Annotated in this window: 20 protein-coding genes and 1 pseudogene; 18 read left to right on the forward strand and 3 right to left on the reverse strand. The window is 45.7% G+C overall.

The annotated features are described in order from the left end of the window. Positions 1-10: 10 nt before the first annotated feature. The 15 genes and pseudogenes from MKY87_RS28490 (at position 11) to infC (ending at position 17,038) form a co-directional block, all read left to right on the forward strand. Positions 11-844 (forward strand): phosphotransferase family protein, encoded by an 834-nt coding sequence (locus MKY87_RS28490; RefSeq protein ID WP_340967151.1) that lies wholly within the window; start codon positions 11-13, stop codon positions 842-844. A gap of 28 nt (positions 845-872) precedes the next feature. Next, positions 873-3,095: a class I SAM-dependent methyltransferase gene (locus MKY87_RS28495; protein WP_340967154.1), complete on the forward strand. Its 2,223-nt coding sequence runs from the start codon at positions 873-875 to the stop codon at positions 3,093-3,095. A 20-nt stretch (positions 3,096-3,115) separates the two neighbouring features. Beyond that, positions 3,116-3,670 carry a histidine phosphatase family protein gene (locus MKY87_RS28500; RefSeq protein ID WP_340967156.1) on the forward strand — a complete coding sequence of 185 codons (555 nt, stop codon included), beginning with the start codon at positions 3,116-3,118 and terminating at the stop codon, positions 3,668-3,670. Between the two features lie 61 nt (positions 3,671-3,731). Beyond that, on the forward strand, positions 3,732-4,394 hold the full coding sequence (locus MKY87_RS28505) for a 3'-5' exonuclease (RefSeq protein ID WP_091031447.1): 663 nt from the start codon (positions 3,732-3,734) through the stop codon (positions 4,392-4,394). Between the two features lie 22 nt (positions 4,395-4,416). Continuing rightward, positions 4,417-4,791 carry a hypothetical protein gene (locus MKY87_RS28510; protein ID WP_340967157.1) on the forward strand — a complete coding sequence of 125 codons (375 nt, stop codon included), beginning with the start codon at positions 4,417-4,419 and terminating at the stop codon, positions 4,789-4,791. 178 nt (positions 4,792-4,969) lie between these two features. Then, entirely contained in the window at positions 4,970-5,974 is a 1,005-nt protein-coding gene (locus MKY87_RS28515) for an ABC transporter substrate-binding protein (RefSeq protein WP_340967159.1), read from the forward strand. A gap of 304 nt (positions 5,975-6,278) precedes the next feature. Then, positions 6,279-7,745, forward strand: a complete 1,467-nt coding sequence (locus tag MKY87_RS28520) for an AraC family transcriptional regulator (protein ID WP_340967161.1) — start codon at positions 6,279-6,281, stop codon at positions 7,743-7,745. A gap of 138 nt (positions 7,746-7,883) precedes the next feature. Next, complete coding sequence (locus MKY87_RS28525; RefSeq protein WP_339784217.1) at positions 7,884-8,201, forward strand: hypothetical protein; 318 nt, start codon at positions 7,884-7,886, stop codon at positions 8,199-8,201. An 88-nt stretch (positions 8,202-8,289) separates the two neighbouring features. Next, positions 8,290-8,472 (forward strand): annotated as a pseudogene (locus MKY87_RS28530) (fibronectin type III domain-containing protein); the annotation flags it as partial. 262 nt (positions 8,473-8,734) lie between these two features. After that, positions 8,735-11,089 carry a putative PEP-binding protein gene (locus tag MKY87_RS28535; protein ID WP_340967162.1) on the forward strand — a complete coding sequence of 785 codons (2,355 nt, stop codon included), beginning with the start codon at positions 8,735-8,737 and terminating at the stop codon, positions 11,087-11,089. 115 nt (positions 11,090-11,204) lie between these two features. Continuing rightward, positions 11,205-13,142, forward strand: a complete 1,938-nt coding sequence (locus tag MKY87_RS28540; RefSeq protein ID WP_340967165.1) for an LTA synthase family protein — start codon at positions 11,205-11,207, stop codon at positions 13,140-13,142. Between the two features lie 237 nt (positions 13,143-13,379). Then, positions 13,380-14,387: an LLM class flavin-dependent oxidoreductase gene (locus MKY87_RS28545; protein ID WP_338594154.1), complete on the forward strand. Its 1,008-nt coding sequence runs from the start codon at positions 13,380-13,382 to the stop codon at positions 14,385-14,387. Between the two features lie 99 nt (positions 14,388-14,486). Beyond that, positions 14,487-15,239 carry a metallophosphoesterase family protein gene (locus MKY87_RS28550; RefSeq protein WP_340967167.1) on the forward strand — a complete coding sequence of 251 codons (753 nt, stop codon included), beginning with the start codon at positions 14,487-14,489 and terminating at the stop codon, positions 15,237-15,239. A 256-nt stretch (positions 15,240-15,495) separates the two neighbouring features. Beyond that, complete coding sequence (locus tag MKY87_RS28555; protein WP_076330830.1) at positions 15,496-16,428, forward strand: manganese-dependent inorganic pyrophosphatase; 933 nt, start codon at positions 15,496-15,498, stop codon at positions 16,426-16,428. A gap of 118 nt (positions 16,429-16,546) precedes the next feature. Beyond that, complete coding sequence (gene infC / locus MKY87_RS28560; protein WP_340967169.1) at positions 16,547-17,038, forward strand: translation initiation factor IF-3; 492 nt, start codon at positions 16,547-16,549, stop codon at positions 17,036-17,038. Positions 17,039-17,222: 184 nt separating this feature from the next. On the opposite strand, the gene MKY87_RS28565 is transcribed toward infC, so the two are convergent. After that, the gene (locus tag MKY87_RS28565; RefSeq protein ID WP_076330832.1) at positions 17,223-18,047 is read right to left on the reverse strand and encodes a protein-glutamine gamma-glutamyltransferase; all 825 of its coding nucleotides are present in this window, start codon (positions 18,045-18,047) and stop codon (positions 17,223-17,225) included. Positions 18,048-18,318: 271 nt separating this feature from the next. On the opposite strand from MKY87_RS28565, the gene MKY87_RS28570 reads away from it, so the two are divergent. Next, on the forward strand, positions 18,319-21,066 hold the full coding sequence (locus MKY87_RS28570; protein ID WP_340967170.1) for a PAS domain-containing hybrid sensor histidine kinase/response regulator: 2,748 nt from the start codon (positions 18,319-18,321) through the stop codon (positions 21,064-21,066). 83 nt (positions 21,067-21,149) lie between these two features. On the opposite strand, the gene MKY87_RS28575 is transcribed toward MKY87_RS28570, so the two are convergent. Continuing rightward, entirely contained in the window at positions 21,150-21,374 is a 225-nt protein-coding gene (locus MKY87_RS28575) for a hypothetical protein (protein ID WP_340967171.1), read from the reverse strand. A 106-nt stretch (positions 21,375-21,480) separates the two neighbouring features. Further along, positions 21,481-22,236 carry a hypothetical protein gene (locus tag MKY87_RS28580; RefSeq protein ID WP_340967172.1) on the reverse strand — a complete coding sequence of 252 codons (756 nt, stop codon included), beginning with the start codon at positions 22,234-22,236 and terminating at the stop codon, positions 21,481-21,483. Between the two features lie 607 nt (positions 22,237-22,843). Between MKY87_RS28580 and MKY87_RS28585 the strand changes: the two genes are divergently transcribed. Beyond that, the gene (locus MKY87_RS28585; protein ID WP_289392200.1) at positions 22,844-24,538 is read left to right on the forward strand and encodes a M3 family oligoendopeptidase; all 1,695 of its coding nucleotides are present in this window, start codon (positions 22,844-22,846) and stop codon (positions 24,536-24,538) included. Between the two features lie 246 nt (positions 24,539-24,784). Then, complete coding sequence (locus MKY87_RS28590) at positions 24,785-25,936, forward strand: iron-containing alcohol dehydrogenase (protein WP_340967173.1); 1,152 nt, start codon at positions 24,785-24,787, stop codon at positions 25,934-25,936. Positions 25,937-26,001 lie beyond the last annotated feature (65 nt).

The following is a 26,001-nucleotide window of genomic DNA, read 5'->3' on the forward strand; positions in this document are numbered from 1 at the left end:
GAGGATAGATATGGAGCGAATTGGTCAGGGAAGAACTGCGGAGATCTATACGTATTCGAACGAGCACATTATGAAGTTATATCGAATGGATTTTCCACTCGAAGCAGTTCAAAATGAATTTAGAATAAGTGAGTTGGCATACAAAAAAGGACTCCCCGTCCCACAGGCAGTATCCTTGATGGAACATACTACATCGCGAGCAGGCATCGTTTTTGAGCGAATCCAGGGGAGTACCCTGTTATCACTTATCATTCAGCAACTGGAGTTACTAGAGCAGCTGGCGTTTAAAATGGCTGACTGCCATTACAGACTTCATTGTGAGCGAGATGATGAAGGAACACTTCCCTCCCAGAAGCAGATTTTATCTGGAGCGATTCACAATGTTCGATTATTGTCGGAGGGCGATCAAGAGCGAGTCCTTTCCTACTTAACAACATTGCCTGATCAACAGCAGATCTGTCATGGCGATTTTCACCCTGATAATGTTATGCTCAGTGAGGCTAGCGATCAATACTGGGTCATCGATTGGATGACTGGTATGTCCGGTGATCCTGCGGGTGATGTGGCTCGAAGCTGGGTAATATTAATGAGCGGCACATTACCGGAAGATACAGATCCTGCTATACGAATGGGTTTTGAAACGGCTCGTGAATCGCTGGTCGAATATTACATCCATCATTATATGCAACTTTCCGGGATTACACGTGAAGTAATAGAGTCCTGGATGCTGCCAGTTGCTGCCGCGCGTCTTGACGAGGATTTGCCTGCTCAAGAGGTGGAACAGCTGCTCAAGTTTGTTCAGGAACGTATTCGTCGGTTAGACGAATCTAACTATATTATATAAAAAGGGTAGAGAAAGAGGGGACTTATTCATGCTGCATTCATTAAAGGCCATACAATCATACAAGTCAGGAAACACGCCGGAAGACCAGCAGCAATGGTTGCAACTGCTGGCAGCAGCGGAGAAGCCCCATATTAACCTCGAACGCATTCATTCCATTGCCGAACTTGAGGGAACAAATCCGGTGTTGGATTACACCGAACGTACACTGCAAGTGCTGGAGAAACTTCAGGTTTCTTTTTGGGTAAGAGAAGTTCTGGAGGACGTATTAATCTGGTCAGAGACGGCGAAGGCCGGATCTCGGGAACAGCGGCGGGTATGGCAAAAGCAGGGCGTTAACCTGTTTGTACACAATGTGGGGTCCGCTCAGTTATATGATCTATACACAGGGACAGACCACCTGGATAATGACATAGGTAAGACCAAGGAGACAAGTATAAATCAACCTGGATCTCCGAGTGGTGCCCAAAGTAAGAGTACAGATATAAGCGAGCATGCTGTGCTGACTTCACACACACCAAGGCATGAGATTATTCGTACTCTAATTGCTACACATGGACTTATTGGTCAATACATACGCGGAGAGATTCCATTTGCCGAGAATGCTCCGCTTCACGCCTTGATTGTCAAAGGATGGCTTACTACAGATGAACTGCACACCATACTGATGGCATTAAATGAATGCATTATTGCAGGCGTTGATCCAGTGTTATGGGTTCAGGTTCAGGCTGAGGTACAACGAATTGTAGGCTGGATTATCGCTGGACCGGATCACGAGGACTGGAGTGTGAAGGAACGGTTATCCCGCTTAAGAAGTTCATCCATTCGGCAGGGAGAAGCTATGGATACGGCTTACGCTAAGCTCCAAACGGAACTGGATGTAGAACAGACGTTGGCTCCGCTGGCTCATCGTACTCTGTGGTATGTGGAGTCTGCCATGCAGGATTTTTCGTTGCAGGAGATGGTAAAAGTGTTCCTGTTGACACTTCACAGCGAGAGCATGCATCCAACATCCATGGAGAGTCGATCTGAAATCGTTCGCCATATCAGCTTCGAACCATTGATGAATACGATGTATTACGACTACAAAGGCGTCAAGAAGCTCAATATTTACAAGAAACGAATGATTGAAAAATATTTGGAACAGTATTCGTGGGAACAGATTGTGTCAGGGGAGCAGATCGTCTATCCCCATCTAACCCATCGCATTGAACGTCATACGGATCTGCCCGATACACTGTTTGTGACCTTCGAATTTTCCCCAGCGGCTGAGAAGCTGATTGCATTCTGTATTGAAGCGGAAAAGTCACCATTATACGAGAAGGCTGTACTGCTGTTATTTGACCTGTTCGGATTGCGCCGGGATGCCTATGACCGTTTCCACAACGAAGAGACGTATTTGTCCGATATGAACAGCTCCGGTGATTACAAAAAAGTACTGCTTGACTATATCGTTGGTAAACGAGTACTTGATATCGGTCCAGGTGGAGGAATTCTGCTGGATCTGATTGAGCAAGAAAAACCGGAAGTGGAGCCTATTGGTATCGATATCTCGGCCAATGTCATTGAAGCGCTGGAACGCAAAAAACAACGTGAGGGACATCGCTGGCAAGTGATGAAGGGGGATGCCCTGCAACTGGAGCAATATGTGCAGCCGGGCACTGTGGATACGGTTATTTTTTCATCCATTCTGCATGAACTATATTCCTATATTGAACTGGACGGTCGAAGATTTAATTCCGATACGGTTGTTGCAGCGCTGAGAAGTTCATTCCGTGTGCTGTCACCTGGAGGAAGAATTCTGATTCGGGATGGCATCATGAGTGAACCGGAGGCACAGAAGCGCCGGATTCGTTTTCTGGAACCGGATGGGATGCGCTGGCTGGAGCGGTATGCAGAGGATTTTCAGGGACGTGCAATTCAATATGAGCGGGTCTCAGACAATGAGGTCGTATTGCCGATCAACGATGCGATGGAATTTCTCTATACCTATACGTGGGGGGAAGAGGCATACGTCCATGAAATTCAGGAGCAGTTCGGTATATTCACGCCAACAGCCTATGAGAACTGTATTCGAGAAGCGCTGGGTGAACAAGCCGACATTATTACGTTACGACATTTCCTTCAGGAGGGTTACACGGAGGCACTAGGTGAACGAATTATCTTTATGAGGGAAGATGGAGAACCTGCGCCTTTGCCAGACAGTACCTGCCTGATTGTCATTGAGAAGAAGAAAGGATTGGCGGATGGATGATGAGCGAGGCCAGCACGGTTTTGTATTTTGTTAGACATGCGGAGTCACGGTATGTTGAAGGACAGGAACGCGAGCGTGGACTAACAGAGCAAGGTCATCAAGATGCGGGAACGGTTGCCAGTCTGCTCCATGGGGAGCAGATTCAACTGTTCTATTCTAGCCCTTACAGGCGAGCGGTGGATACGATTCAGATTCTGGCAGATCGGTCAGGTGGAATTGTGGTGACAGAGGAAGATCTGCGTGAACGCCAGTTATCGAGTTCGGATGTGAGGCATGATAATTTTCGTGAAGCCAAGCAACGATTGTACCGTGATCCTACGTATGCGTATCCTGGAGGAGAGTCTGGTGAACAGGCTCGCTTAAGAGCAGTAACGGCGATCGAGAAAATTTTGGATAAACATGTGGGTCACAAGGTAGTCATCGGAACCCATGGAGATGTCATGACGCTTATTTTACAACACTATGATTCTTCCTACGGTTATGATTTCTGGGAAAGTACTACGATGCCGGATATCTATAAGTTGCGGTTTGATGGAACGCGCAAGTTGGTCCAGGTCACCCGATTGTGGGAGTGACAGAGTTATATATGAGAAATGTATTAACCAGAATGATAGTGGAGAGGAGTGAGTTGGACGGATGAAAATTACGCTTTTGCCTGATACATACTTTATTGAAAATCTAAGCGTATCTTCATTACAGGATAGAATGTACTGCATATTTGATCTCGAAGGGACAGGCATTAATCCTGTGGTGGAGAGTGTGACTCAATTTGGTGCGATGCATTACCAGAGAGGTCAACAATGTAATACAACATTTTCTTCACTTGCACGTGCGAACAAACCTATACCAGAACCTGTGGCCAAGTTAACAGGCATTTCGAATGAGGATATGTTGGAAGCTCCTTCGTTTGTAGAAGCATTTCAGACCTTTCAGGAATTCATAGGGGATAACGTCCTGGTGACACAAGCCGGATATGAGTATGACCTGCCCATCTTGAAGCGGCATTGTGATGAGTATGGCCTCCCGATGTTGACCAACCCGGTGCTGGATACAAAAGCGATGTTTACCTATATTCATCCTGAGATTACCGAGGTCGTCTCAACGGATTTTCTGATTGGGTATTATGATCTGAATACAGATGGAATTCACAGGCACAATGCTTTGGCAGATTGTAGTGTGATCGCTGATATCTTTGAATGTATTCTTAGCGAATATGAGAAACTTCAATTGAATCATTTTACTGCCGATCCCAAGCAGATGATGAAACGTTTCGTTATACCAGAGATGTATCTGACATGATAAGGAACTGGAGGAGAGATCAATGAGCAGAACGGATGTGGAGAAGCTACTGTTGGATCTTAACGAGGGACGGATTCTGACCCAGCAGACATTCGAAGGACTGGATGTGGAAGTTTACCTGGACGAAAGGGATGCCTCTGTATTTGCTGATAAGTGGATGCAAGCTTTTGAACGATGGGCTCGAGTTACAGCGGTGGCTGAAGAAGAGGTGCTGCGCGCATGCAGGGAACAGGCTTTCAAACAAACTTTAGCTCTCACCGGCGAACCTGAGTTAGCGGGGTATGTAAGTGATGATATCGGTTTAATTGGCGCTGCACTGTTACAGGATGTGGTACATGAACCATTTGTTAATGAACTGTTGGAAAGTTATCGTCAAGGCAGGTTGCCCCTGCGATAAGCGGGGGAGGACCAACAGGGCTGTTTTCGTTTGTATAAAAAAACAGCATCAAATGTACATTGTGGGTCGGCTGAGGCATAAGGTACAATTCACCTAAGCAATCGATGAGAATGATAATCATTATATGTGAAACATTCTCACGGTTACATCAACAGATCACATAGGGGTGAAGGGTAACATGGTAGGTTTAGTTAAAGGTTTCAAAGGGTGGACAATTACATTACTGCTCATGGGTCTGGTTATTTCAGGATGTAGTACAAATACCGCTACGAATACAGAACAGACTCCTGCAACTGAAACTGAAAGTGCAGCTTCTGGAGAAAATACTTCTGGAAACGAGACAGAGCCTGCGACACGAGTTGTACAGGATGAATTTGGAGATGTGACGATTCCGGTTCAGCCACAGCGGATTGCTGGAATATATGTGGAAGATTATCTGAAGGCGCTCGATATTACACCTGTCGTGCAGTGGTATAATCCGATGTGGGGCGTGCAGGATTATTTAGAACTGGATGTTCCTAAATTTGATACTACAGGGAGTATTGAGGCTTTATTGGAATATAATCCGGATCTGATTATTGTAGATGGTGGAGCGGATGCGGAGAAATATGAGATGTATTCCAAGGTGGCACCGACGTATCGTCTGCCTGAGAGCGTACTGCAGGATTCGAATCAAGTTTTGAAAACCATTGCCGATGTTGTAGGGAAACCGGAAAAGGGTGAAGAAGTTGCTGCGGCATTTGAGGCCAAGATTGCAGATGCTAAGGCGAAGTTGCAGGAAGCGGTTGGAGACGAGACTGTCGCAGTTGTCCGGCTGAATGTTAACGATGACACACTGGCGTTGTTCGGTGTGAAGAATCGATTTACCGGATTTATTTATTCCGAGCTTGGTCTAACACCTCATCCTCTGGTTAGCAAGATGGAAGAATATCAGGAAATTCTGTCTGAGGAGGCCGTGCCGCAACTTGATGCAGATCATCTTATTATTTTCCCTTCCAATGGAGAATGGTCTTCTCCTGAGAACAAGGAAGCCTTGAAGGTACTTGACAGCAAATTGTGGAAATCTCTTCCTGCCGTTAAGAACAATCAGGTGTACATCATGGAAAGATCACATTGGCAATCAGGTGCGATTACAGCGAATTCCATGAAAATAGATGATATTTTGGAAAAAATGACTCCATAATAATAATCTCATAAGAAAGAAAGTTCTTCAGCCAGGGTTGAAGAGCTTTCTTTTTTCGTATACACTATTTTTAAATGATAATAATTCTCAGTTAAGGACGATGAACATGTGCCACACCATAATACAACTGATCCCCAAGCCCTGGCTATGCTCACTTCAGCATATGGAATACGTAGATCACCATCAATCTCATATCGATAAACGTTTGTTATACAGAATGTCGACTTCACACTCTATATTTGTTGTAACGTCTGGGAAAGGTTCAATAGTTTGCTCAGATCGGGAATCTCATCTGGAAAAAGGAATGGTTATGTTTGTTCCGGCTGGAACATCCGTTAAAATAGTAGGTTCGCCTTGGACAGAAAGTGAATTGCAGTACTATAAGCTTGATCTGATGGTGGCTGAGTTAAGCGAAGAGACTTCGAACGCTTTGTCTAGAAGAAACACGGAGGAGCAGCAGGAACTTTCCCAAAGTCCAGATTCTCCGACATTATTACCGCTTATGCAACTCAGCTACAGTCCGTGGAGTTCCTGTCTGGAAGCCTTGGAACAAATACTGCGTCAACAGGTCACTGACGATTGGCTGGAGCAATGGGAGGTAGAGCTTCGTTTCCAGGAGTGGTTCCGTGCCTTGCTTCGCCAGAGTGTCCCCGAAACAGAAGTACCCGATGACCGTGCCCGTCTTCAAAGTTCAATTCGTTATATTGGCGATCACTATGATCAGACCATAACCGTGGATGAGCTCGCAGCAGATATTGGTCTAACAAGAGCCAGCTACACTCGGCAATTCAAAAAAATTACGGGTAAGCTCCCGCTTGATTATGTGAATACGGTTCGGTTGGAGCGCTCGAAACAACTATTGCAGCTGACGGATGACCGTATCCATGAAATTGCACAAAATGTGGGGTTCAGCAGTGAGTATTATTTTGGTCGCCGTTTCAAGCAATATGCTGGTATTTCACCTGGATTGTACCGCCGTCATCACCGTCAAGAGGTTCGTGTCTTTGCTCCGTATCTGGAAGACTTTGTGTTGGCTCTAGGCGTAAAACCCGTATTGCAATGTTCACATCATTCCTGGGGCAGACAGCAATATTTGGGGTTGGATGATGTACCCGAATTTGATGTGAGCCAGCAGGATGCGCAATTTAATCTGGGCCATGTACCTGATTTTATCATGCTGGATAAGGGATATGATCGATGGAATCTGGACCGCTTTGAGCATGTGGCACCCACATTTTACGTCGATCATCTGGGAGAAGATTGGCGCTCCATTTTGAGATCGACAGCCGATGTATTGGGGAAGGTAAGTCGGGTTCAAGATGTAATTGGTGCGTATGAGGACAAGGCATCAGAGGCTAAGAGTCGGTTATCGCGTTATATGCGTGGAGAAACCGTAGCTTTTTTGCGTATATCCGCGTCGGATATTACTCTCTATGGGGATCAGCAGGGCTATGTCGGACCAGTAATTTATCAGGATCTTGGACTGACTCCGCACTCCCGTGTGAAGCAATGGACAAGACACGAGCGGAGGATTTTCATTGGATTGGACCAGTTAAGTCAGCTTCATGCGGATCATTTGTTGATTACATTTGACACTGGAAATTCTGCTAAACCTGGAGATGAGCGCGAATTGCTCAACAGCGACGAATGGAAGTGCCTGCCTGCGGTGAAGAGTGGCAATGTGTATGAGGTGGATTTCATGTCGTGGATGAACTACGGTGTGATCTCACATGGGAAGAAGATTGAGGATATTCTGCGGTTTATGGCTTGATAATGAATGGGAGCTAAAACTAACTTCAAACAAGCTGGTTTCAATAATTAAATTAAAATCGAAGAAAATGAAAAAAATACTCTATTAATCGGATTTACTGTATGATATAGGAAAAATGAATTGGAGAATAGACATCCTATGCATAAAAAAATCTGGGCCTCGCTTTTAGTAATAGCTGTTATTGGGATGATTCCTGTTACAGCAATATCGACGACTGCGGTCGCCGAATCGCATGAAATTTCGGGTGAAGATCTTCCTGAAAGCTTAAGATATGATTCTAACCATCCAGATATAATTTATGTGAAGGATTGTGGGGTCTTCGAGAAAGTGGATTCGAGTTTAGTAGATTACGGTGAACAAGAAGTTGTGTTCGATGATTTACAAAAGGTAACAGATAAAACAAATATAATTGTTGCTTATGATGCAACTTACGTTAAAAAAGGTGAATGGGAATAGCAAATTCATCACTTTACAATTTAGGAGCGCAAGAAGATGTTTTTTCTTCTTGGGCTCTTTTTATATCCAATAAAAAAATAAAATTCCAGAATTCGACCTAAGCATGAAAGAAGTAAATGATTTCATCGACTGGTATGAAGCCAAGCAAGCGGGAAGCGGAAAAGCATCGTATGCGATCGATAAACACGACAATAACAAAGGGCCTTTTAAGAGTCGGAAGGATTATATCCTGTTTGATCGGGTGCTGACGTTTGAGGTAAGTGAATACTAAAAAATGTGAAGTTCCTTCAGCTTAGGCTAAAGGGGCTTCTTTTTGCTTCACAGTGATGAATGAGCCAATGCAACTACCCGAAAGGCTTGTTTCATCTTATTTTAGTGTAGCGTTTACAAAAAAACTGGATAACGAGCACAAAATGCAAAAGCGGATGTCCTTGACTGAACGATTGTGACATACCATTAGAATGAAGGCTGATCTGTAACTCAGAGTTTGAAGTCTTCAAGCATAGCCATGAATGGCGGATGGGAGAGCTGTAATGACAAAACGGGTAATTCTGTTGGAAGAAGGTACGGCAGAGATGAAAGGGCTAATGGGCAGTAAAGGGGCTGATCTTGCAGAACTTATCCATGCAGGGTGGTCTGTCCCAGCCGGATTTGTGGTCACAACGGAATGCTGTCGCGAGTTCTGTACCCGTCTTGGACATCTTTCCGGTGAAGGAGAGGAAGAGATTATTAACGCGATCCGGCATCTGGAACAGCAAACCGGGAAGTTCTTCGGACATTCGGAGAATCCGCTACTACTCGCGGTACGTACGGACCAGGATCGAGCATCAGCAACTGTGACACGATCACTGCTCAATGTTGGTCTTAATGATGCTACTGTGGAAGGACTCGCACGTCAAACCGGTGATCGGTTGTATGCACTCCGATGTTATCTAGATTATTTAAAGGAATATGGACAGCTGGTGTATGCAATTCCGTCTGAATTTTTCACAGAAATATCGAGTCATGTCAAGGGTCGGGATGAAACGGAACTTGAATTAACCATTACACAATTTAAATATTTAATCGAAGGGGAGGGGCGGAACCCTTTTCCTCAAGATGTTCAAATTCAATTTAAAGAAGCAGTACGTGCGGTATATCATTCACAGCGTAGTAAAGCATCCAGATCTCAGGACGAGATCATGCGTAAATCATATTACATCTCTTCGGAGCAAAGCGCTCCTGTTCTTATACAGACGATGATGCATGGAAAATGTGGAGAATCAAGCGGTACCGGAACAATGTATACACGCAGTCCACTTACAGGAGAAAGGGGAATCACTGGACAATACGTCCCAACCGGGAACGCGAGCCAAACAGATCATGGTCTGGAGCGTTTACGGAATGACGAACTTGAGCTGTACAAAAGTTTGCTGGAGATAGGTAGCCAGTTGGAGACGCATAAGGGAGAAGTGCAGGAAATCACCTTTGTGATTGAATCCGGCGCGATGTATGTTGCGCAGACTCAGCCCGCACGATTATCCTCCACAGCCACACTGAGGAGTACCGTGGATTTTGTCCATGAAGGATTCATCACCAAGAAGGATGCACTTCTTCACATCCAACCTGCGCATATAACGGAAGTGCAGAAGCTTTACACAAATCCTAGTTCTATCAACGAAGCGAGCACTGGAAATTTTCCAGTAACTAATGATGAATGTCCAGCTTATAACAACTCAGATTCACTTTTATCAGCAGATCTGCAACTACTGCTCGATTGGGCTGATGAAGTGAGAGAGCTGAAGGTAATGGCCAATGCTGATCGACCACAAGATGCCATAACAGCACGGATACTGGGGGCTGAGGGAATAGGTCTGTGCAGGACGGAGAACATGCTGTTATCACCTGCGCGGTTACCATTTGTACAAAAAATGATCCTGGCAGACAGTGAATCCGAACGCAGGCGTGGTTTGGAGCGTCTGTTGCCGATGCAGCAGTCTGATTTTGAACAGATATTCGAAGCGATGGATGGATACCCGGTAACGATACGTTTGCTCGATTCGCCGTTGCATGAACTGCTACCGGATCTGGGAGTGTTGGAGAAACGACGTGAGTGGTTACAAGCAGAGGAGTGGCAGGAGCAAAAAGACCATCAGATTGAACTGGAGGAACTGGAACGTGTAATTCGCAGAGTCAGCGAATTGCATGAACATAATCCGACATTGGGGCAACAGGCTTGTCGGCTGAGTACGGTGTTCCCGGAGATCGTTGATATGCAGCTTGAAGCGATTTTTCGCGCAGCGGTGAAAGGCATCCGGCAAGGCTGGTGGGTACGTCCCGAGATTATGATCCCGCAGATCGGTCATCTGCATGAACTTCAGGTGATGAGAGATCTGGTGGATCATGTGGCTGACCAGGTGCTTGGTGAGGAGAAGCGGCATTGTCTCTATAGAGTGGGGGCGATGATCGAAGCTCCGAGAGCGGCGCTGACGGCGACTCACATTGCTCGCCAGGCTGACTTTTTCTCGTTTGGCACGGATGAGCTGACAGAGATGACATTTGGATATAGTCGCCATGAAGCTGAGAAACGATTCATTCAAATGGATACGGACTCTCGTACGGTAATGAATAATCCATTTCATGTGCTGGACATTGAGGGAGTTGGACAACTGATTGAGATGGCGGTAGTCCAAGGTCGAATTCGAAAACCTCATCTGAAGACAGGGATCTGCGGAGAAAATGTTGTGGATCTAGAGTCCATAACCTTCTGTCACCGCATTGGTATGGATTACGTAAGTTGTTTGCCTGAACAGATCGCATATGCACGAATTGCTGCTGCACAAGCAGCCATTAAGGCACAGAGAGAGGGAGCAGACACGCAGAAAACGGATATATCTACAATTGCGTAACGCTCACCCTGTCCTACACGGAACTTCCATGGAATAGCAACCGGAAAACTGTTATACTGAAATATGCGTTTTGTAAAATGAACGTAAAATTTCAGGGTAAGGGTTGAAAGCGACCATGTATAATTCCAAAAATGAACGAACTTCATCACGGACCTTATTCGCCGTGTTATTCATTCTTATGCTGCTGAAGTTATCACTGCTGCGGTATTTCTTTTTCCAGGGTCTGTCCGGCATCGGTCTGTTAACTGACGCATTAGGTGCACTAACTGTGGTATGCCTGCTGGATCTGATCGTGCCCAAAGGCTGGAAGCGAGCAGTATACGGAGGATTCAATATTCTGTTTTCTCTGGTTCTGTTCGCGGCTACGCTGTATAACGTTCATTTCAGTTCGGTACCCACCTATACCGCGCTAAGTGAGCTGGGGCAAGTTGCCCAAGTGCGGGGAAGTATCGGACCACTGGTTCGACCTGAGCACTTTCTGTTTTTTGCAGACATCGTACTGGCATTGCCAATATGGTTGATTATGCGCAGACGTGCTGGCTGGCGTAACCACAGCAGTTACCGCGATAGCGGTTTGACGTTTGGCAGAATTCGCAGACGTTACTGGGGCAAGCTCGGCGTTGCGCTTACCGCTGCATTCTGCATCGTGCTGTCTGGCAGTTTTATTGTCAAAGGTGAAACGATTGATAATGAGCTGGTTCGGGCGGAGAATCTCGGTTTCCTGAACTACCAGGTATCGTCTGCCATTCTGACAAGCAAAGAGAATGAGGCCATTGCAAATGGCAACATTAACGAAACAATTGCTAAGATCAATGAGCTGGTTAGCCAGTATCCGTATCAGGATAAACCAAGTGATGGTACAGCCGTGAAAGCCAAATATTTTGGTCAGGCCAAAGGCAGCAATCTGATCGTACTGCAACTGGAATCCTTTCAGAATTTCCCGATTAATGCTTCATTAGACGGTCAGGAGTTAACGCCGGTACTGAATGATCTGGCCAAAGAAAGCTATTATTTCTCTCATTTTTTCCAACAGATCGGACAGGGAAACACATCAGACGCGGAGTTCATGTCGAACACCTCTATCTATCCAACCGGAGTTGTTCCCATGTCAGCAGGGTATAGTGACCGCGAACTGCCGAGTCTTCCCAAATTATTGGGGAAAGAGGGATATGAGTCAGAGACGTACCACGTCAATGACGTCACCTTCTGGAACCGGAACAAAATGTATCCGGCACTCGGATTCACTCGTTACTTCGACAAGCCCAGCTTCACTAACGACAGATTTAATGACTTTGGACCATCGGATGAAGAGTTGTACCGTGTAGGTGTGGAAAAAATGACTGCGCATCAGGCTGCGAATCAGCCGTTCTATGCTCAGTTCATTACGGCATCGAGCCACTCGCCGTTTACGGTTCCCACTGATCGTGCACGAATTACGATTCCTGCGACCATCACGAACAAATTGCTTCACGATTATCTGCAAGCGATCAACTATACGGATTATGCCATCGGTCAACTCATTAATGAGTTGAAGGCGAACGGATTATGGGATAATACAACGTTAGTGCTCTACGGAGACCACTTTGGTCTGCCTGCTGACGAAGAGATTACACAGCAGATTCAGGCCAATCTGGGCGTCCCGTATGACGGTAAAGTAAGTCGATTCAACATCCCGTTAATGATTCATACGCCGAAACAGACCAAAGGACAAGTGATTGAGCAGCCAGGCGGTCAGTTGGATATGTTGCCAACGATCATGAACCTGATGGGAGTTTCGCTCCAGGATGAGAAATTCACTGCCTTCGGACATGATCTGCTCAACATGGACCATAATGCCTTCGGTATCCGGTATTACTTGCCAACGGGTTCATTTGTCAACAATGACATCATGTTTATCCCGGGTGCGGGCTTTGACGATGGAACAGCCTATTCGCTGAACACATATGAACCGGTAACGGATTTGGAACCCTATCGTGCCGACTATGAACATGTGCTCAGCCTGATGAAACTGTCTGACGAGTATGTGAAATTGTTACCGAAACGTGCGCCATAAATCAATTTTCTCTTCAATTAGGTTAGATCAGAACGTCACCAGTTCAAAAGCTGGTGGCGTTTTTTTGCATGTTTCTTGTGCAAGTGTGGTAATAAAGAGAATAACTAAAGTTTGAAACTGTAATAATTAATGTTACAATGTAATGAGCAAGAATGAAGTGAGCAAGAGCGCGTAATATTCGCAGAACTCATATTCACAGTACTTAGTGAACCTAACAGACGAGAGGATTGAACATATATGAAACTGAGTGTACTCGAACATGGACATATCAATGAAGGACGCAGTGTACAGGATACGTTGCAGGAAACGGTGAAACTCGCACAACATGCGGATCAATTGGGGTACTCCCGTTTCTGGATGTCGGAGCATCACGGGAGTGGCGCGCTGTCATTCTCCAGTCCTGAAGTTATGATTGCACATGTGGCTGCACATACGGATCGGATTCGCGTAGGTTCCGGTGGCGTTATGCTGCCTCATTATAGTGCCTATAAGGTTGCGGAGAATTTCCGTCTGCTGGAAGCTTTGCATCCGGGGCGGATTGACCTGGGGATTGGCAGAGCACCAGGCGGCATGCCGATTGCCAGCAGAGCTCTGAATGAAGGGAAATCATCGAATGTACAATTCTTTCCTCAACAGATCGCGGATCTGGGCGGATATTTCCACGAGCAGTTGCCCGAGGATCATCGGTTTGCATCTCTGGTAGCCGGACCATCGGTTCCAACGGTACCAGAAGTGTGGTTGCTGGGTTCCAGCTCCGAAGGTGCGAGAATTGCTGCAGCGCAAGGGACATCGTATGCGTTTGCCCAATTCTTCGGAACACCAGGCGGCGAAGAAGCGATGAAACATTACCGCAGACATTTCAAGCCGTCCATCCTGAATGACAAACCACATTCAATGATTGCTGTCTCGGCATTCTGCGCGGAGACAGAGGAGGAAGCCGCTGAACTGGCGCGCAGCAATGAACTTTTCTTCCTGCGCCTCGGACGAGGTCTTGAACAAAGTTCCTTCCCATCCCTGGAGACGGTGAACAACTATCCATTCACAGCGATGGAGATGGAACAGATCCGTCAACGTCGTTCTTTTTCCATTGTGGGTACACCAGATCAGGTGAAAGATAAAATTACCGCAATGGCTGAACGCCATGAAGCAGATGAAGTCATTATTGCATCAGCGGTCCATTCGTTTGAAGCACGTCTACGTTCATTCGGCCTGATTGCAGAAGCCTTTGGACTCAAGCAGGACTAATAGTGAGCAAGCGGGAATAACTACTCTGAACAGACTGGAATCTTGCTCTTGCAAGGTTCCGGTTATACTCTTGCGTGATCAGGGAGAGGAGGGATTCACATGCGCAGATGTGTCATTAGTGATATTCATGGCTGTTACGATGAATTTAATGCACTGCTTAAGCTTGCAGATTATAATCCGCAGCAGGATGAATTGATTTTACTTGGTGATTATGTGGATCGCGGTCCAAGTAGCAGACAGGTCATCGAACAGATTATGCAGCTTCAGCAACAGCACCATATTATTGTGATTAAAGGCAATCACGATGCCATGATGGTCAAGGCGTTAACCCAGGATGTTGAGCAATATGATCAACACTGGATTCGTAACGGCGGACTACAGACGATGGCAAGTTATCTGGATCTGGAGCTTACTTATGATGAGCAACAGATAGATTGGGAAGCTTATGGTGAAGCCAAACAGTGGATACGTACACACTATGAACACCATCTTCGTTTTCTGGAACAGCTTCCGCTGGTGTACGAGATTCCGGGTTATATTTTTGTGCATGCCGGGATCAACCCTGACATTGAGAATTGGAGAAACCAGTCCGAGCGGGACTTCATTTGGATTCGTGAATCATTCTATTCCAGACCAACGACGATTAGAGAGACGGTCGTATTTGGCCACACCCCCGTGAAGCATTTGCATGATGAGACAGGCATTTGGTTTGACCCGAGCGGAGACAAAATTGGCATTGACGGTGGTTGTGCCTACGGAGCGCAATTGAACCTGCTGGAGATTAGCGAAGACGGCAGTCTACAGACCTTTTTTGTACGACAAGGGCAGAGCGCGGAAGAGCCTGAGATTTAATGTTTTCGTTGCGTATCAGGGTTTCGTATGCTAATTTTATAAGGTTGTACGATGAATAAATACGATACATATCATATCGACTTGAGGGTAATGAACCAAGTTTGGCTATTTTCCAAAATGACTTACCTGAGAATGATTTGCAATCAATTCGCTGTAAAAGGATTGGAATTAAGCCTTATTAGCGCTATAATCAGTAGGGTATGATTAAAATATGACATGTATTATTCTAAATGAGAATTGACGGAGGGCTATAAATATGGAGAAAGCGTTAATCTTCGGTCACAAAAATCCCGACACGGATACGATCTGTTCGGCAATCGCCTATGCGGATCTGAAAACAAAATTGGGTCAGGACGTTGAAGCTGTGCGTCTCGGCGAAGTCAATGGTGAAACCCAGTTCGCACTGGATCAATTCAAAATCGCAGCACCGCGTCTGATTAAAACAGCTGCAAATGAAGTAAATAAAGTCATTCTGGTTGACCACAACGAGCGTCAGCAAAGTGTAAGCGATATTGAGGAAGTGACTGTCGTTGAAGTTATTGACCATCACCGTATTGCTAACTTTGAGACAAGCGGACCTCTGTATTTCCGTGCAGAGCCTGTAGGTTGTACAGCAACTATTTTGAATAAAATGTACAAAGAAAATGGTATCGAAGTGAGTGCGCCGATTGCTGGTCTGATGCTGTCTGCCATTATCTCCGATTCCCTGTTGTTCAAATCCCCGACTTGCACAGAGCAGGACGTAGCTGCTGCGCGTGAACTGGCTGCCATTGCTGGTGTAGATGCAGACAGTTATGGTCTGGACATGCTGAAAGCCGGTGCGGATCTGAGCCAAAAAACAATCGCTGAACTGATTTCCCTGGATGCCAAAGAATTTGTAATGGGTCAATCCAAAGTGGAAATTGCACAGGTTAATGCCGTTGACGTGAATGATGTTCTCGTGAAGCAACCTGAGCTTGAAGCAGCTATTGAGGCGATTATCTCCAGTAAAGGTCTCGACCTGTTTGTATTTGTCGTAACAGACATTCTGAACAACGATTCCGTAGCTCTGGCATATGGTACATCCACCAAAGCTGTGGAAAAAGCCTACAATGTGACACTGTCTGATAGCAGAGCGCTCTTGAAAGGCGTAGTATCACGCAAATCACAAATTGTACCGGTTCTAACGGAAGCATTCAACACGCTGTAAATCGGACGGAATGGCGTATTCGTACGCCGATATACATTGCAAATAGAGAAACACCATCCTAGCCTGCTCTGATCCGTAAATGGTCAGGACAGGCTTTTGATGTAGAGGAGGAAGAATCATGATCAAAAATGAAAAGATCAAAGCAGCGGAAGTACAGCTCACCGGCCTGAATGGTGAAGATCTGGGTGTGATGTCCACGCAGGAAGCACTTCTACTTGCGAAGCAGCACAAAGTAGATCTGGTGTGCTTGTCCTTGATGACGAGTCCACCGCCTTGCAAGCTGATTGCAGCTGGAGCGGCCAAAGCGGAAGCGCAACAGGCGAAGAAAAAAGCGAGTAAATCCCCCGATAAACGTAAAGTGAAGGAAATTCGCTTGAACCTTGGTATGGAGGATCATGACCGGGAGACAAAGCAGTCTCAAGCGGAGCGCATTCTGAAGAAGGGTGATTCGGTAAAACTCGTCATCCAGGTGCATGGAGCCAAAGAGGGAGTTGCAGGTAAGGAGTGGGCTGAGCAACTGAGCAAATCGCTGGCTGAATTCGGTAGCAAAACGACAGGTGTTCAGGTAAGTGGTAAACAGGTTGTTGTGCAACTGGACCCGAATGCGTAAACTGCCAAGAGCGATCCTCGATGTAGCACAAATGTAAGGCGAATGTTGATGCAGTAATGATCTTTTGGATGTAAAGAAAGCCCAATGAGGTGGCAGGTTAACTGCTGCTGTATTGGGCTTGTTTGTCATCACTTGGATTGAGGTATCGTGCAATTTAATGCAAAAGCCGTTTCCGTCCAGTAGTTCAACTGCGTAAATAACGGCTGCCACCAAGTCGTACATATAACTGTCCGGGTAATACAGGCGTAGAACCAGCGGCCATATTATTCTGGTTGTTCTTGGCGAATCGGGATAAATAAAAGAAGTCCGGATAGATAACCATATCCATTAAGTAGGCGGAGACCCGGCTACCTGGAATGCGGAACTGATTCAGGGTACGTATAATATCTTCGCCGCGTGCAATGCCAATGCCATGTCCGTAATACCAGTTCTCGCGCAGCATAATCGTATTCTCTCCCTGCCATTCGGGGGTTTCGGGAGAAACATCCGGGTTTTTGAAATACAGCACATCTCCTGGAAGGGCCGTTTCACTACCGTTTTTTTCGGTCAATCGCAGATCGCTGTCATAATGCCAGTCAAAGAGTAACAGATTTCGAAACAGGGAATTAAAGGCGTCTTCGCGAATGCTTCCCAGCACGCCACCATACAGCACAATGACGGTGGCTGTGGCACATTCAAAGGCGTATAAGTGTCCATTCCTCCAGATATCCCGGATGCCCTCGGCAGGGGTTACGTTTGATTTTAGCTCGAATCCACCCTCTGCATTACGATTCCAGTAGGCAGGATTACATCTGGATTTTTCAAAGGATGCAAAACTCACACCACTTCGATCCAGTCCTTCCGCTGCATCCACAAGAGAGCCCCTCAAGTCCCATTCAAATCGAAGATGATCCATGGATTGGTACACATACCTCGTTGGACTACTCTGGAGTTGCTGTAACCAATACCATTCAAAAGCAGACCATTCCGAGCGGTTCAGTTCTACCGGTTGGTTTGCGACAATGATCATAATCCACAACCTCCGTTCCTATTCGAATATTCAACATTGTATAATCGGGAGAGCACAGGTATTGTGTAGTATATGACGTCACGTGTTCGAATTGGTATATTTTAAAGAAAGTCATTCGTATCGATGATTAAAGATGTCGATTCATGTGTGCATTTTGTCTGACCTCGTTTATAAATCATGGCATTTGGGGTAGTACTCTATAGATGAAGTTATGTTCAGGTCGATCTATTCATACGGAATACATTCAGATTCTCATAAAGGAGGACATGTAATGTCGAAATCCATTACAGAGAGCCGATCTCTGTTCGAACAATTGTATACGCACGCACCAATCGGCATTGCTGTCGCATCGCATGTAAACGGACGGTGGTTACAGCTTAATCCTGCATTTTGCGAGATGCTTGCATACAGTGAAGATGAACTGATCGATACTTCGGTCATACATATGATCTACGAAGAAGATCTGCACATGGAGGAATTCCGCAGCAAGTTCTGGGAAATGACCCATGAAACAAGTCCGATGTACGAAACGGAGGTTCGTCTGAAACGAAAGGACGGTTCGTTATTATGGGCAACCATTCGAGCGTGCATTGTGAGGGATGAAACCAATGGTGAGCCCTTGTATCTGCTGGTACAAGCTGCTGATATTACGAAACAAAAAGATGCAGAGGAAATCCTCATTGTGCAACGTAAACAATTGGAAGAGAGCAGTCGCATCTCTCGCCTGCTGGCAGAGTCTTCCCTAGACCTGATTGCAATCCATGCCGCCGATTCAAGTCGTACATTTAAATATGTGTCGAATGCATGTAAGAGCATGTTGGGCTATGAGTTGGAAGAAGTTTTAGGTAAGCCGGGAACATTCGTTATCTATCCGGATGATGTGCCTTTGGTTGAAGCGTACGTGGAAGAGCAGAGAAAGGGTCTGGCTCCCAAAAGGCTCAGTTATCGCCTGCTACATAAGGATGGATCTACGGTGTGGGCAGATACCATTACACATTATGTTTATGACAGTGCAGGTGAACTGATAGAGCTCGTCGCTGTAACCCGGGATATCACAGCCAGCCAGCAACAACAGTTAAGCATGCAGGAGTACAGATCGTTATTTGACTGTAATCCCCTGGGCGTGGCTTCTCTTGATCTGGACGGCAATCTGTTGAAAGCCAACATGGGTCAGGAACAGTTGACAGGACACACCAAGGAGGAGCTGCTCAGTCGACCTTTCGATCACCTCATTGATCCTGTGGATCTGGAGAAGACTCGATATCATTTTGAGGAGACGGTGAAGGGTACAGCACAGAGCTACGAGATAGGTTTAATTCACAAAAATGGGGAGCGAATCGAAACACATGTGATTAATGTTCCTATTATACTTGAGGACAAAGTTGTTGGGGTCTACGGAATCACCAGCGATATTACAGAGTCCAAACGTTACGTCGAGGAAATCGAGAATCTTAGTTATGAACGGGCATTGATTTTGAATGGCATGTCTGAGGGGGTTATTGGACTGGACCTGGATGGGAATCTGAACTTTGCCAATCCGGCCGCTGCGGAGATCATCAACTTCTGTCCAAGTGAAATGAATGGCAAAGCACTAGAGCAATTGATGATCCAAATGCAGAGCGAAGGCATTCCCTACCCATCCAAGGATACACCAATTCTACAGGCTGTTCGTGAGGGACGAGGTCTGCCGCGTACCGAATCCGTATTCTGGAGACAGGATGGGTCCAGTTTCCTGGCGGAGTTTCAATTGAAGCCAATTATGGATCAGGGTAGAACCCGCGGGGCAGTGTTGGTTTTCCGTGATATGACATCCGTAAAAGATATCATACGTGCCAAGGAAGCAGCAGAGCATGCAGACCGAGCGAAGTCCGAATTTCTCGCCATCATGAGTCATGAGCTTCGTACGCCATTGAACGGTATCATGGGTATGGCCCATCTGTTAATGGAAACCGAGCTGGATGATGAACAGAAAGGTTTTGCGGAAATCATGATTGATAGCGGCGAATCTCTTTTGTACATTTTGAACGAAATTTTGGATTTTAGCAAAATCGAAGCAGGCAAAATGGATCTGGAGCGCGCACCTGTAGATATTAAGGCGATGCTGGGTGGGGTGATCGAGCTATTTGCACTGAAGGCCTCGGAGAAAAATATTGAACTCTATTGTGAAGTGTCGGATCATATTCCTGAGCGCATTCGAGGGGATGAGACACGAATCCGGCAGGTTTTGATTAATCTGGTGGGTAATGCCGTTAAATTCACAGAGCAGGGCCGTATTGAGGTGAGCGTAGGTGCTGATTTCTCAGATGAGCATGGTCAGGATAACCTGATGTTGACCTTTAAGGTGAGAGATACGGGGATCGGCATTCCAATTGAAAAGCAGCATCAGTTATTCCAATCCTTCTCACAGCTTGACCCGGCTATCAATCGCAAGTTTGGCGGGACAGGCCTAGGGCTTGCAATCAGCAAGAAACTGGTGGAATTAATGGGCGGAGCGATTGGCGTACAGAGTGAGATCGGTGAGGGGGCAGAATTCCAGTTCACCCTTGTAGTTGAGCGGTGGCAAGAGGAAAGTAGTGACCCGATCGAAATCACCACGAATGATGAACTGCAATTGGATCGCGCTAGTCTTGCCCATGACATCAAAATTTTGATTGCTGAAGATCAAGCGGTCAACAGTCATCTGTTGGAGGAAATGCTGCGTAAATTTGGCGGAGTATGTGATATCGTTGAAAATGGGGCACAGGCCGTTGATTCATTGAACAAGGTTCAATATGACCTGGTGTTTATGGATATTCAGATGCCGGTTATGGATGGGATTGAAGCGACCTGCCAAATCAGACAGACCCACCCGGAAATACCGGTTATTGCAGCGATTACAGCTTTTGCAGGCGCCAGTGATCGTGAGGAGTGTCTGAAATGCGGGATGCAAGACTTTATCAGCAAACCGTTCCATTCCACGGAGATTAGCCGCGTATTAAATACATGGGTTCCATATATTCGCTCTCAGCGGGTAACATAATAGAAAAATAACCTGCGCCTTGAAATTCAAGGTACAGGTTATTCTGTCATTTACTCAAATTAGTAGGCACCTGATAACTAAACTCAGGACCAGCCTCCGATTAACCCGGAGAGGGTTACGCATTCGTCATCTTCCAAATCTGCAATCAGAGTGAGTTCTTCGTTGTCTTGTGGATCAACGGAGAATAATTCACGGCGTCCGTCCTCATGTACAATGATGACTAACTGCTGGCCGCCCTTTGTATCAAACTGGTACTTAACTCCGATACCAGGTAGTGGGCATTCGCGGATATTCATGAAACCTGTCACCTCTTTAGCTTTGCTTAATAAAAAATTAACCGTTCACACAGTACGGATGTATTCTACTATCCATAACACCGTTTGGCAAGTCACAAATAAAATTGGTGTGAGGGAATTAATTTTTTCCGCGATGTGATCTTGCACTGTGGCGCTGTCTGGCCCGTCTGCGACGAACAAAAAACCAAATGAGCAAAGCAACGACTAATAATAGACCAATGACTGCAATTATGATGATGTTCCGAATATTGGGAACCTGTACAGTCAGATCCAGTTTATTCATCTGGAGGGGTGAAACGTGCCAAATGAGCGTTTTTCCGCCATCCTCCACCTGATCCGCATTGGAATCGGCTGCCTTGATGGGTAAAGACAACTTGAAGTCAAAGTTAACATCTTTTAACAAGAGGTTCTTCAGAAAGCCAGGCACCTTGTTAATCTGATTTTTGATCTCACCATCCGGCATGGACTCCATGAGGTCGGCTTCTGCTGTAATGTGCATCTTGGAAGTGAAGAAGCCGGGCGTAGTTGATTGTTCAACCTTGATCCCTTGTGGTAACTCGGATGTATCAAAGCTGGTTGTATTGCTTTTTTCATAATGGGTGGTCGCTTTGAGTTGCTTCTGATCTCCCTGTTCGGTAACCTCTGCCTGGAAGTTATTTCGATTCAATGCATCTGCGATCAGAGGCATGAGATTGTCTTGTCCAATCTTTCCAAGAGCGGAGTTCTCTACATTGAGATTGAGATCCAGATCCGTTGATCCATCCATATTCACCGTTAGATGGGCTTCTCCATCAGCACAGGCGGATAAAACAGATAACATAAGGGCTAGTAAAACAATAAGAAATAGCTGACGTAATGGGATGCGAGTTGACATGTCTTTCAACCTTTCTGCGTAAAAATCCAAATTCCATTTCATAGAAGTATAGTATACACCGTAAGCATGGCGGATGAAACTTTGCACCGTGCAGTGAGGTAAGTATGATTTAGTGTGTTTGGGGAAATAATAATAGATTAAAATTAAAGATTTCGTATTTTTGTCAATGTTCGGTCAATTCAAACGGTGTTTCACCGTGTACACTAGTAGTAGTGTGATGAATATACGGAAGCAGGGAGGTTACATTCATGACATATATCATTATTATGGCCGTTATTATGGTCGTGGGCATGGTCGGAATGGGCTGGTTCTATCGGATTATGGATAAAGACCAAAGCTAGTAATTTTTAAATGTAAAGAGAAGAGAGACAACCTATAAGCTGGCTTCGCTAACGCGAGGCGGGCTTATTTGTGTGGGAAAATTTTTTTGAAGAACTGACCTTACATGAGCACGTAATAAATATAGCCATGAATGTTGTACAAATTTGACCGATGGACAAATATTTTTCGTAAAGATGGGATTTTTTAGCTGCTCTTTTGTATAATAGGGGGTAGTTTAACTCGGGATCCTCCCGAGATTCTGCCAAACAGGAAAGGGTGTACATAAATGAAATTTAGTGAGTATACGTATACACGTCCGAATCTGGAACATATCAAGACATCTTTCCGTGAGCTATTGAGCGGTTTTGAAGCTGCGGCAACGGTTGAAGAACAGAGCGGATTCATGGATCAGATTAACGCGCTGCGCAGTGATTTTGAGACGCAAGCCCAATTGGTCTACATCCGTCATTCCATTGATACCAATGATGAGTTTTACAAAGCGGAGAACGAATTTCTGGATGAGAATGCACCCATTGTGCAGGAATATATTACGGATTTTTACCGTGCACTGGTTAACTCCAAATTCCGCAATGAGTTGGAACAAAAATGGGGCTCACAGCTGTTCCAGCTGGCGGATCTTTCGCTGAAAACTTTCAGCCCGGAAATTATTGAAGAACTCCAGAAGGAGAACAAACTTTCCACAGAATACAATCAATTGATCGCATCAGCCAAAATTCCGTTCGAAGGTGAAGAGCGCACGTTGCCACAGCTTCATCCATTCGAACTGTCCACGGATCGCTCCATGCGGGAGCGTGCGTCGGAAGCCAGATACACTTTCATGGCTGAACATGAGGCTGAATTTGATCGCATTTACGATGAACTGGTTAAAGTACGTACACAGATCGCGAAGAAACTGGGCTATCCAAGCTATGTGGAACTCGGTTATGATCGCATGAACCGTACGGATTACAACGCAGAGATGGTAGCCAACTTCCGGGCACAAGTTCGTGATTATATTGTACCTGTAGCGACCAAGCTCAGAGAGCGCCAGCGTAACCGGATTGATGTGGATACACTGTATTATTACGATCAGGGCTTCAGCTTCAAGACGGGTAACCCGACACCGAAGGGTGACGCAGACTGGATTATTGAAAATGGTAAAAAAATGTATGCTGAATTATCACCAGAGACAGATGCATTTTTCCAAATGATGACCGAAAACGAGCTTATGGATCTGGTAAGCAAAAAAGGTAAACAGGGCGGCGGATATTGTACGTTCCTGAACGATTACAAAGTGCCGTTTATCTTCTCCAACTTCAACGGTACATCCGGTGATATTGATGTATTGACGCATGAAGCAGGTCATGCTTTCCAGGTGTATGAGAGCCGTGATTTTGCAGTGCCTGAGTACAACTGGCCGACATATGAATCGGCTGAAATTCATTCCATGAGCATGGAGTTCTTCACATGGCCGTGGATGCAGTTGTTCTTCAAGGAAGATACGGACAAGTACAAGTTTGATCACCTGTCTTCCGGTCTGTTGTTCATTCCGTATGGTGTAGCTGTGGATGAATTCCAGCATTTTGTGTATGCGAACCCGGATGCAACTCCAACGGAGCGTAAGCAGGCATGGCGCAACATTGAGAAGACTTATCTGCCACATATCAATTACAAAGATAATGCGTATTTGGAGCAAGGTGGTTTCTGGCATAAGCAGGGTCACATTTTCTCATCGCCATTCTATTACATTGACTATACGTTAGCACAAATCTGTGCATTCCAGTTCTGGAAACGCAGCAATGAGGACATGAAGTCCGCATGGGCCGACTATCTGACATTGTGCAAAGCGGGAGGAAGCCTGTCCTTCACCGGATTGGTTGAACTGGCTGGATTGAACTCACCATTCGAGGATGGCTGTGTATCCTCCGTAATTGGCGATATTGAGGCATGGCTTGACGGTGTGAACGATAAGGCGCTGTAAGCCTTCGTAAGGATGCTTTTAGTGAAAGTACCTTAGGTAAGGTATAAGTAGTGGATAATGCTTTAAGATAGATAAGTAAGACGGCTTGGAGACCTGCGGGTGTCTGGGTCGTCTTTTTTATTACGGGTAAAAATCGACCTTAAGTGTAACATTTATCGGACTCATTGTGATTTATTTCACTATATCTGAAAACGGATTCAGTTACAATGGAGATAGTAAATCAGGGGTTACAGGAGGCTGGTTCAAATGGCAACACATGCATATTATGTTCCGCCCGTGAACTTGATGGGTAGAGGCTGTTTACAGGAAGCAGGTCAGATGATTGAACAGATGGGTATCTGCAAAGCGCTGGTTGTAAGTGATCGTCAATTGATAACTTCAGGCGTTGCTGAACAGGTAATGTCTATACTAAGAAAATCAGGGTTAGACTATGTAGTATATGATGAGGTTCAGCCTAATCCAACATGTCAGAATGTACATGACGGACTTCGAGTATTCCAGGATCATGGCTGTGACGCCATTATATCGATAGGTGGAGGTTCACCGCAGGATGCTGCCAAAGGGATTGGCATTGTAGCTACGAACGGTGGGCATATCCGTGAATATGAAGGATTGCATCAATCGAAACATAAGTCCGTGCCACTTGTGGCTTTTAACACAACGGCTGGCACATCGAGCGAGGTGACAATTAACTACGTGATTACAGATGAGGAACGTAAAGTGAAGATGGTGATGGTGGACCGCAATAGTCTGGTCTCCCTGTCGGTTAATGATCCGGAGCTGATGCTCAGCAAACCTGCAAGTCTCACAGCGGCCACAGGAATGGATGCGTTGACCCATGCCGTGGAAGCGATGGTTACACCGGGTGGATTTACAGTGACAAGTGCGACAGCTGCAGCAGCTGTTGAACTGATCTTTGAATATTTGCCTAGAGCCGTGAGAGACGGCAGTGATCTGGAAGCGCGGGAACATATGACGTACGCGTGTTTCCTTGGTGGAATTGCTTTTAATAATGCAGGATTAGGTTATGTTCATGCCATGGCACATCAACTGGGTGGTGTATATGATCTGCCGCACGGTGTGTGCAACGCCATGTTACTTCCTTATGTGGAGGAGTTAAACGCCAAGCATGTACCCGGAAAATTTCGTCATATTGCCAAGGCCATTGGTATGGATGTGAAGGGTAGAAGTGATGAGGAGTGTTCTGATTACGTCATTGAGGCCATACGTAAGCTATCGAAGGAAGTTGGGATCCCTGAGAAACTGTCTGAACTGGGAGTAAAAGATCCGGATGTGGAACTGCTTGCCGATAACGCGATGAAAGATGCTTGTGCACCAGGCAACCCCTATCAACCCTCCAAGGATGAAGTGATGGAGCTGTTCCGCAAAATTATATAAATGTAAGCACAAAGAGAGCCAGAGTATATGGTCATAACCCTGTCAAGTAGACAGTACTAAAAAGA

It is taken from the genome of Paenibacillus sp. FSL R7-0198 (genome assembly GCF_038000415.1).
Classification (GTDB): Bacteria; Bacillota; Bacilli; order Paenibacillales; family Paenibacillaceae; genus Paenibacillus.

What these genes read in the sequence shown, in the direction of transcription:
- MKY87_RS28490 (WP_340967151.1), top strand. Translation starts at nt 11, where the DNA reads ATGGAGCGAATTGGTCAGGGAAGAACTGCGGAGATCTATACGTATTCG.
- MKY87_RS28495 (WP_340967154.1), top strand. Translation starts at nt 873, where the DNA reads ATGCTGCATTCATTAAAGGCCATACAATCATACAAGTCAGGAAACACG.
- MKY87_RS28505 (WP_091031447.1), top strand. Translation starts at nt 3,732, where the DNA reads ATGAAAATTACGCTTTTGCCTGATACATACTTTATTGAAAATCTAAGC.
- MKY87_RS28510 (WP_340967157.1), top strand. Translation starts at nt 4,417, where the DNA reads ATGAGCAGAACGGATGTGGAGAAGCTACTGTTGGATCTTAACGAGGGA.
- MKY87_RS28515 (WP_340967159.1), top strand. Translation starts at nt 4,970, where the DNA reads ATGGTAGGTTTAGTTAAAGGTTTCAAAGGGTGGACAATTACATTACTG.
- MKY87_RS28520 (WP_340967161.1), top strand. Translation starts at nt 6,279, where the DNA reads ATGGTTATGTTTGTTCCGGCTGGAACATCCGTTAAAATAGTAGGTTCG.
- MKY87_RS28525 (WP_339784217.1), top strand. Translation starts at nt 7,884, where the DNA reads ATGCATAAAAAAATCTGGGCCTCGCTTTTAGTAATAGCTGTTATTGGG.
- MKY87_RS28535 (WP_340967162.1), top strand. Translation starts at nt 8,735, where the DNA reads ATGACAAAACGGGTAATTCTGTTGGAAGAAGGTACGGCAGAGATGAAA.
- MKY87_RS28540 (WP_340967165.1), top strand. Translation starts at nt 11,205, where the DNA reads ATGTATAATTCCAAAAATGAACGAACTTCATCACGGACCTTATTCGCC.
- MKY87_RS28545 (WP_338594154.1), top strand. Translation starts at nt 13,380, where the DNA reads ATGAAACTGAGTGTACTCGAACATGGACATATCAATGAAGGACGCAGT.
- MKY87_RS28550 (WP_340967167.1), top strand. Translation starts at nt 14,487, where the DNA reads ATGCGCAGATGTGTCATTAGTGATATTCATGGCTGTTACGATGAATTT.
- MKY87_RS28555 (WP_076330830.1), top strand. Translation starts at nt 15,496, where the DNA reads ATGGAGAAAGCGTTAATCTTCGGTCACAAAAATCCCGACACGGATACG.
- infC (WP_340967169.1), top strand. Translation starts at nt 16,547, where the DNA reads ATGATCAAAAATGAAAAGATCAAAGCAGCGGAAGTACAGCTCACCGGC.
- MKY87_RS28565 (WP_076330832.1), bottom strand. Translation starts at nt 18,047, where the DNA reads ATGATCATTGTCGCAAACCAACCGGTAGAACTGAACCGCTCGGAATGG.
- MKY87_RS28570 (WP_340967170.1), top strand. Translation starts at nt 18,319, where the DNA reads ATGTCGAAATCCATTACAGAGAGCCGATCTCTGTTCGAACAATTGTAT.
- MKY87_RS28580 (WP_340967172.1), bottom strand. Translation starts at nt 22,236, where the DNA reads ATGTCAACTCGCATCCCATTACGTCAGCTATTTCTTATTGTTTTACTA.
- MKY87_RS28585 (WP_289392200.1), top strand. Translation starts at nt 22,844, where the DNA reads ATGAAATTTAGTGAGTATACGTATACACGTCCGAATCTGGAACATATC.
- MKY87_RS28590 (WP_340967173.1), top strand. Translation starts at nt 24,785, where the DNA reads ATGGCAACACATGCATATTATGTTCCGCCCGTGAACTTGATGGGTAGA.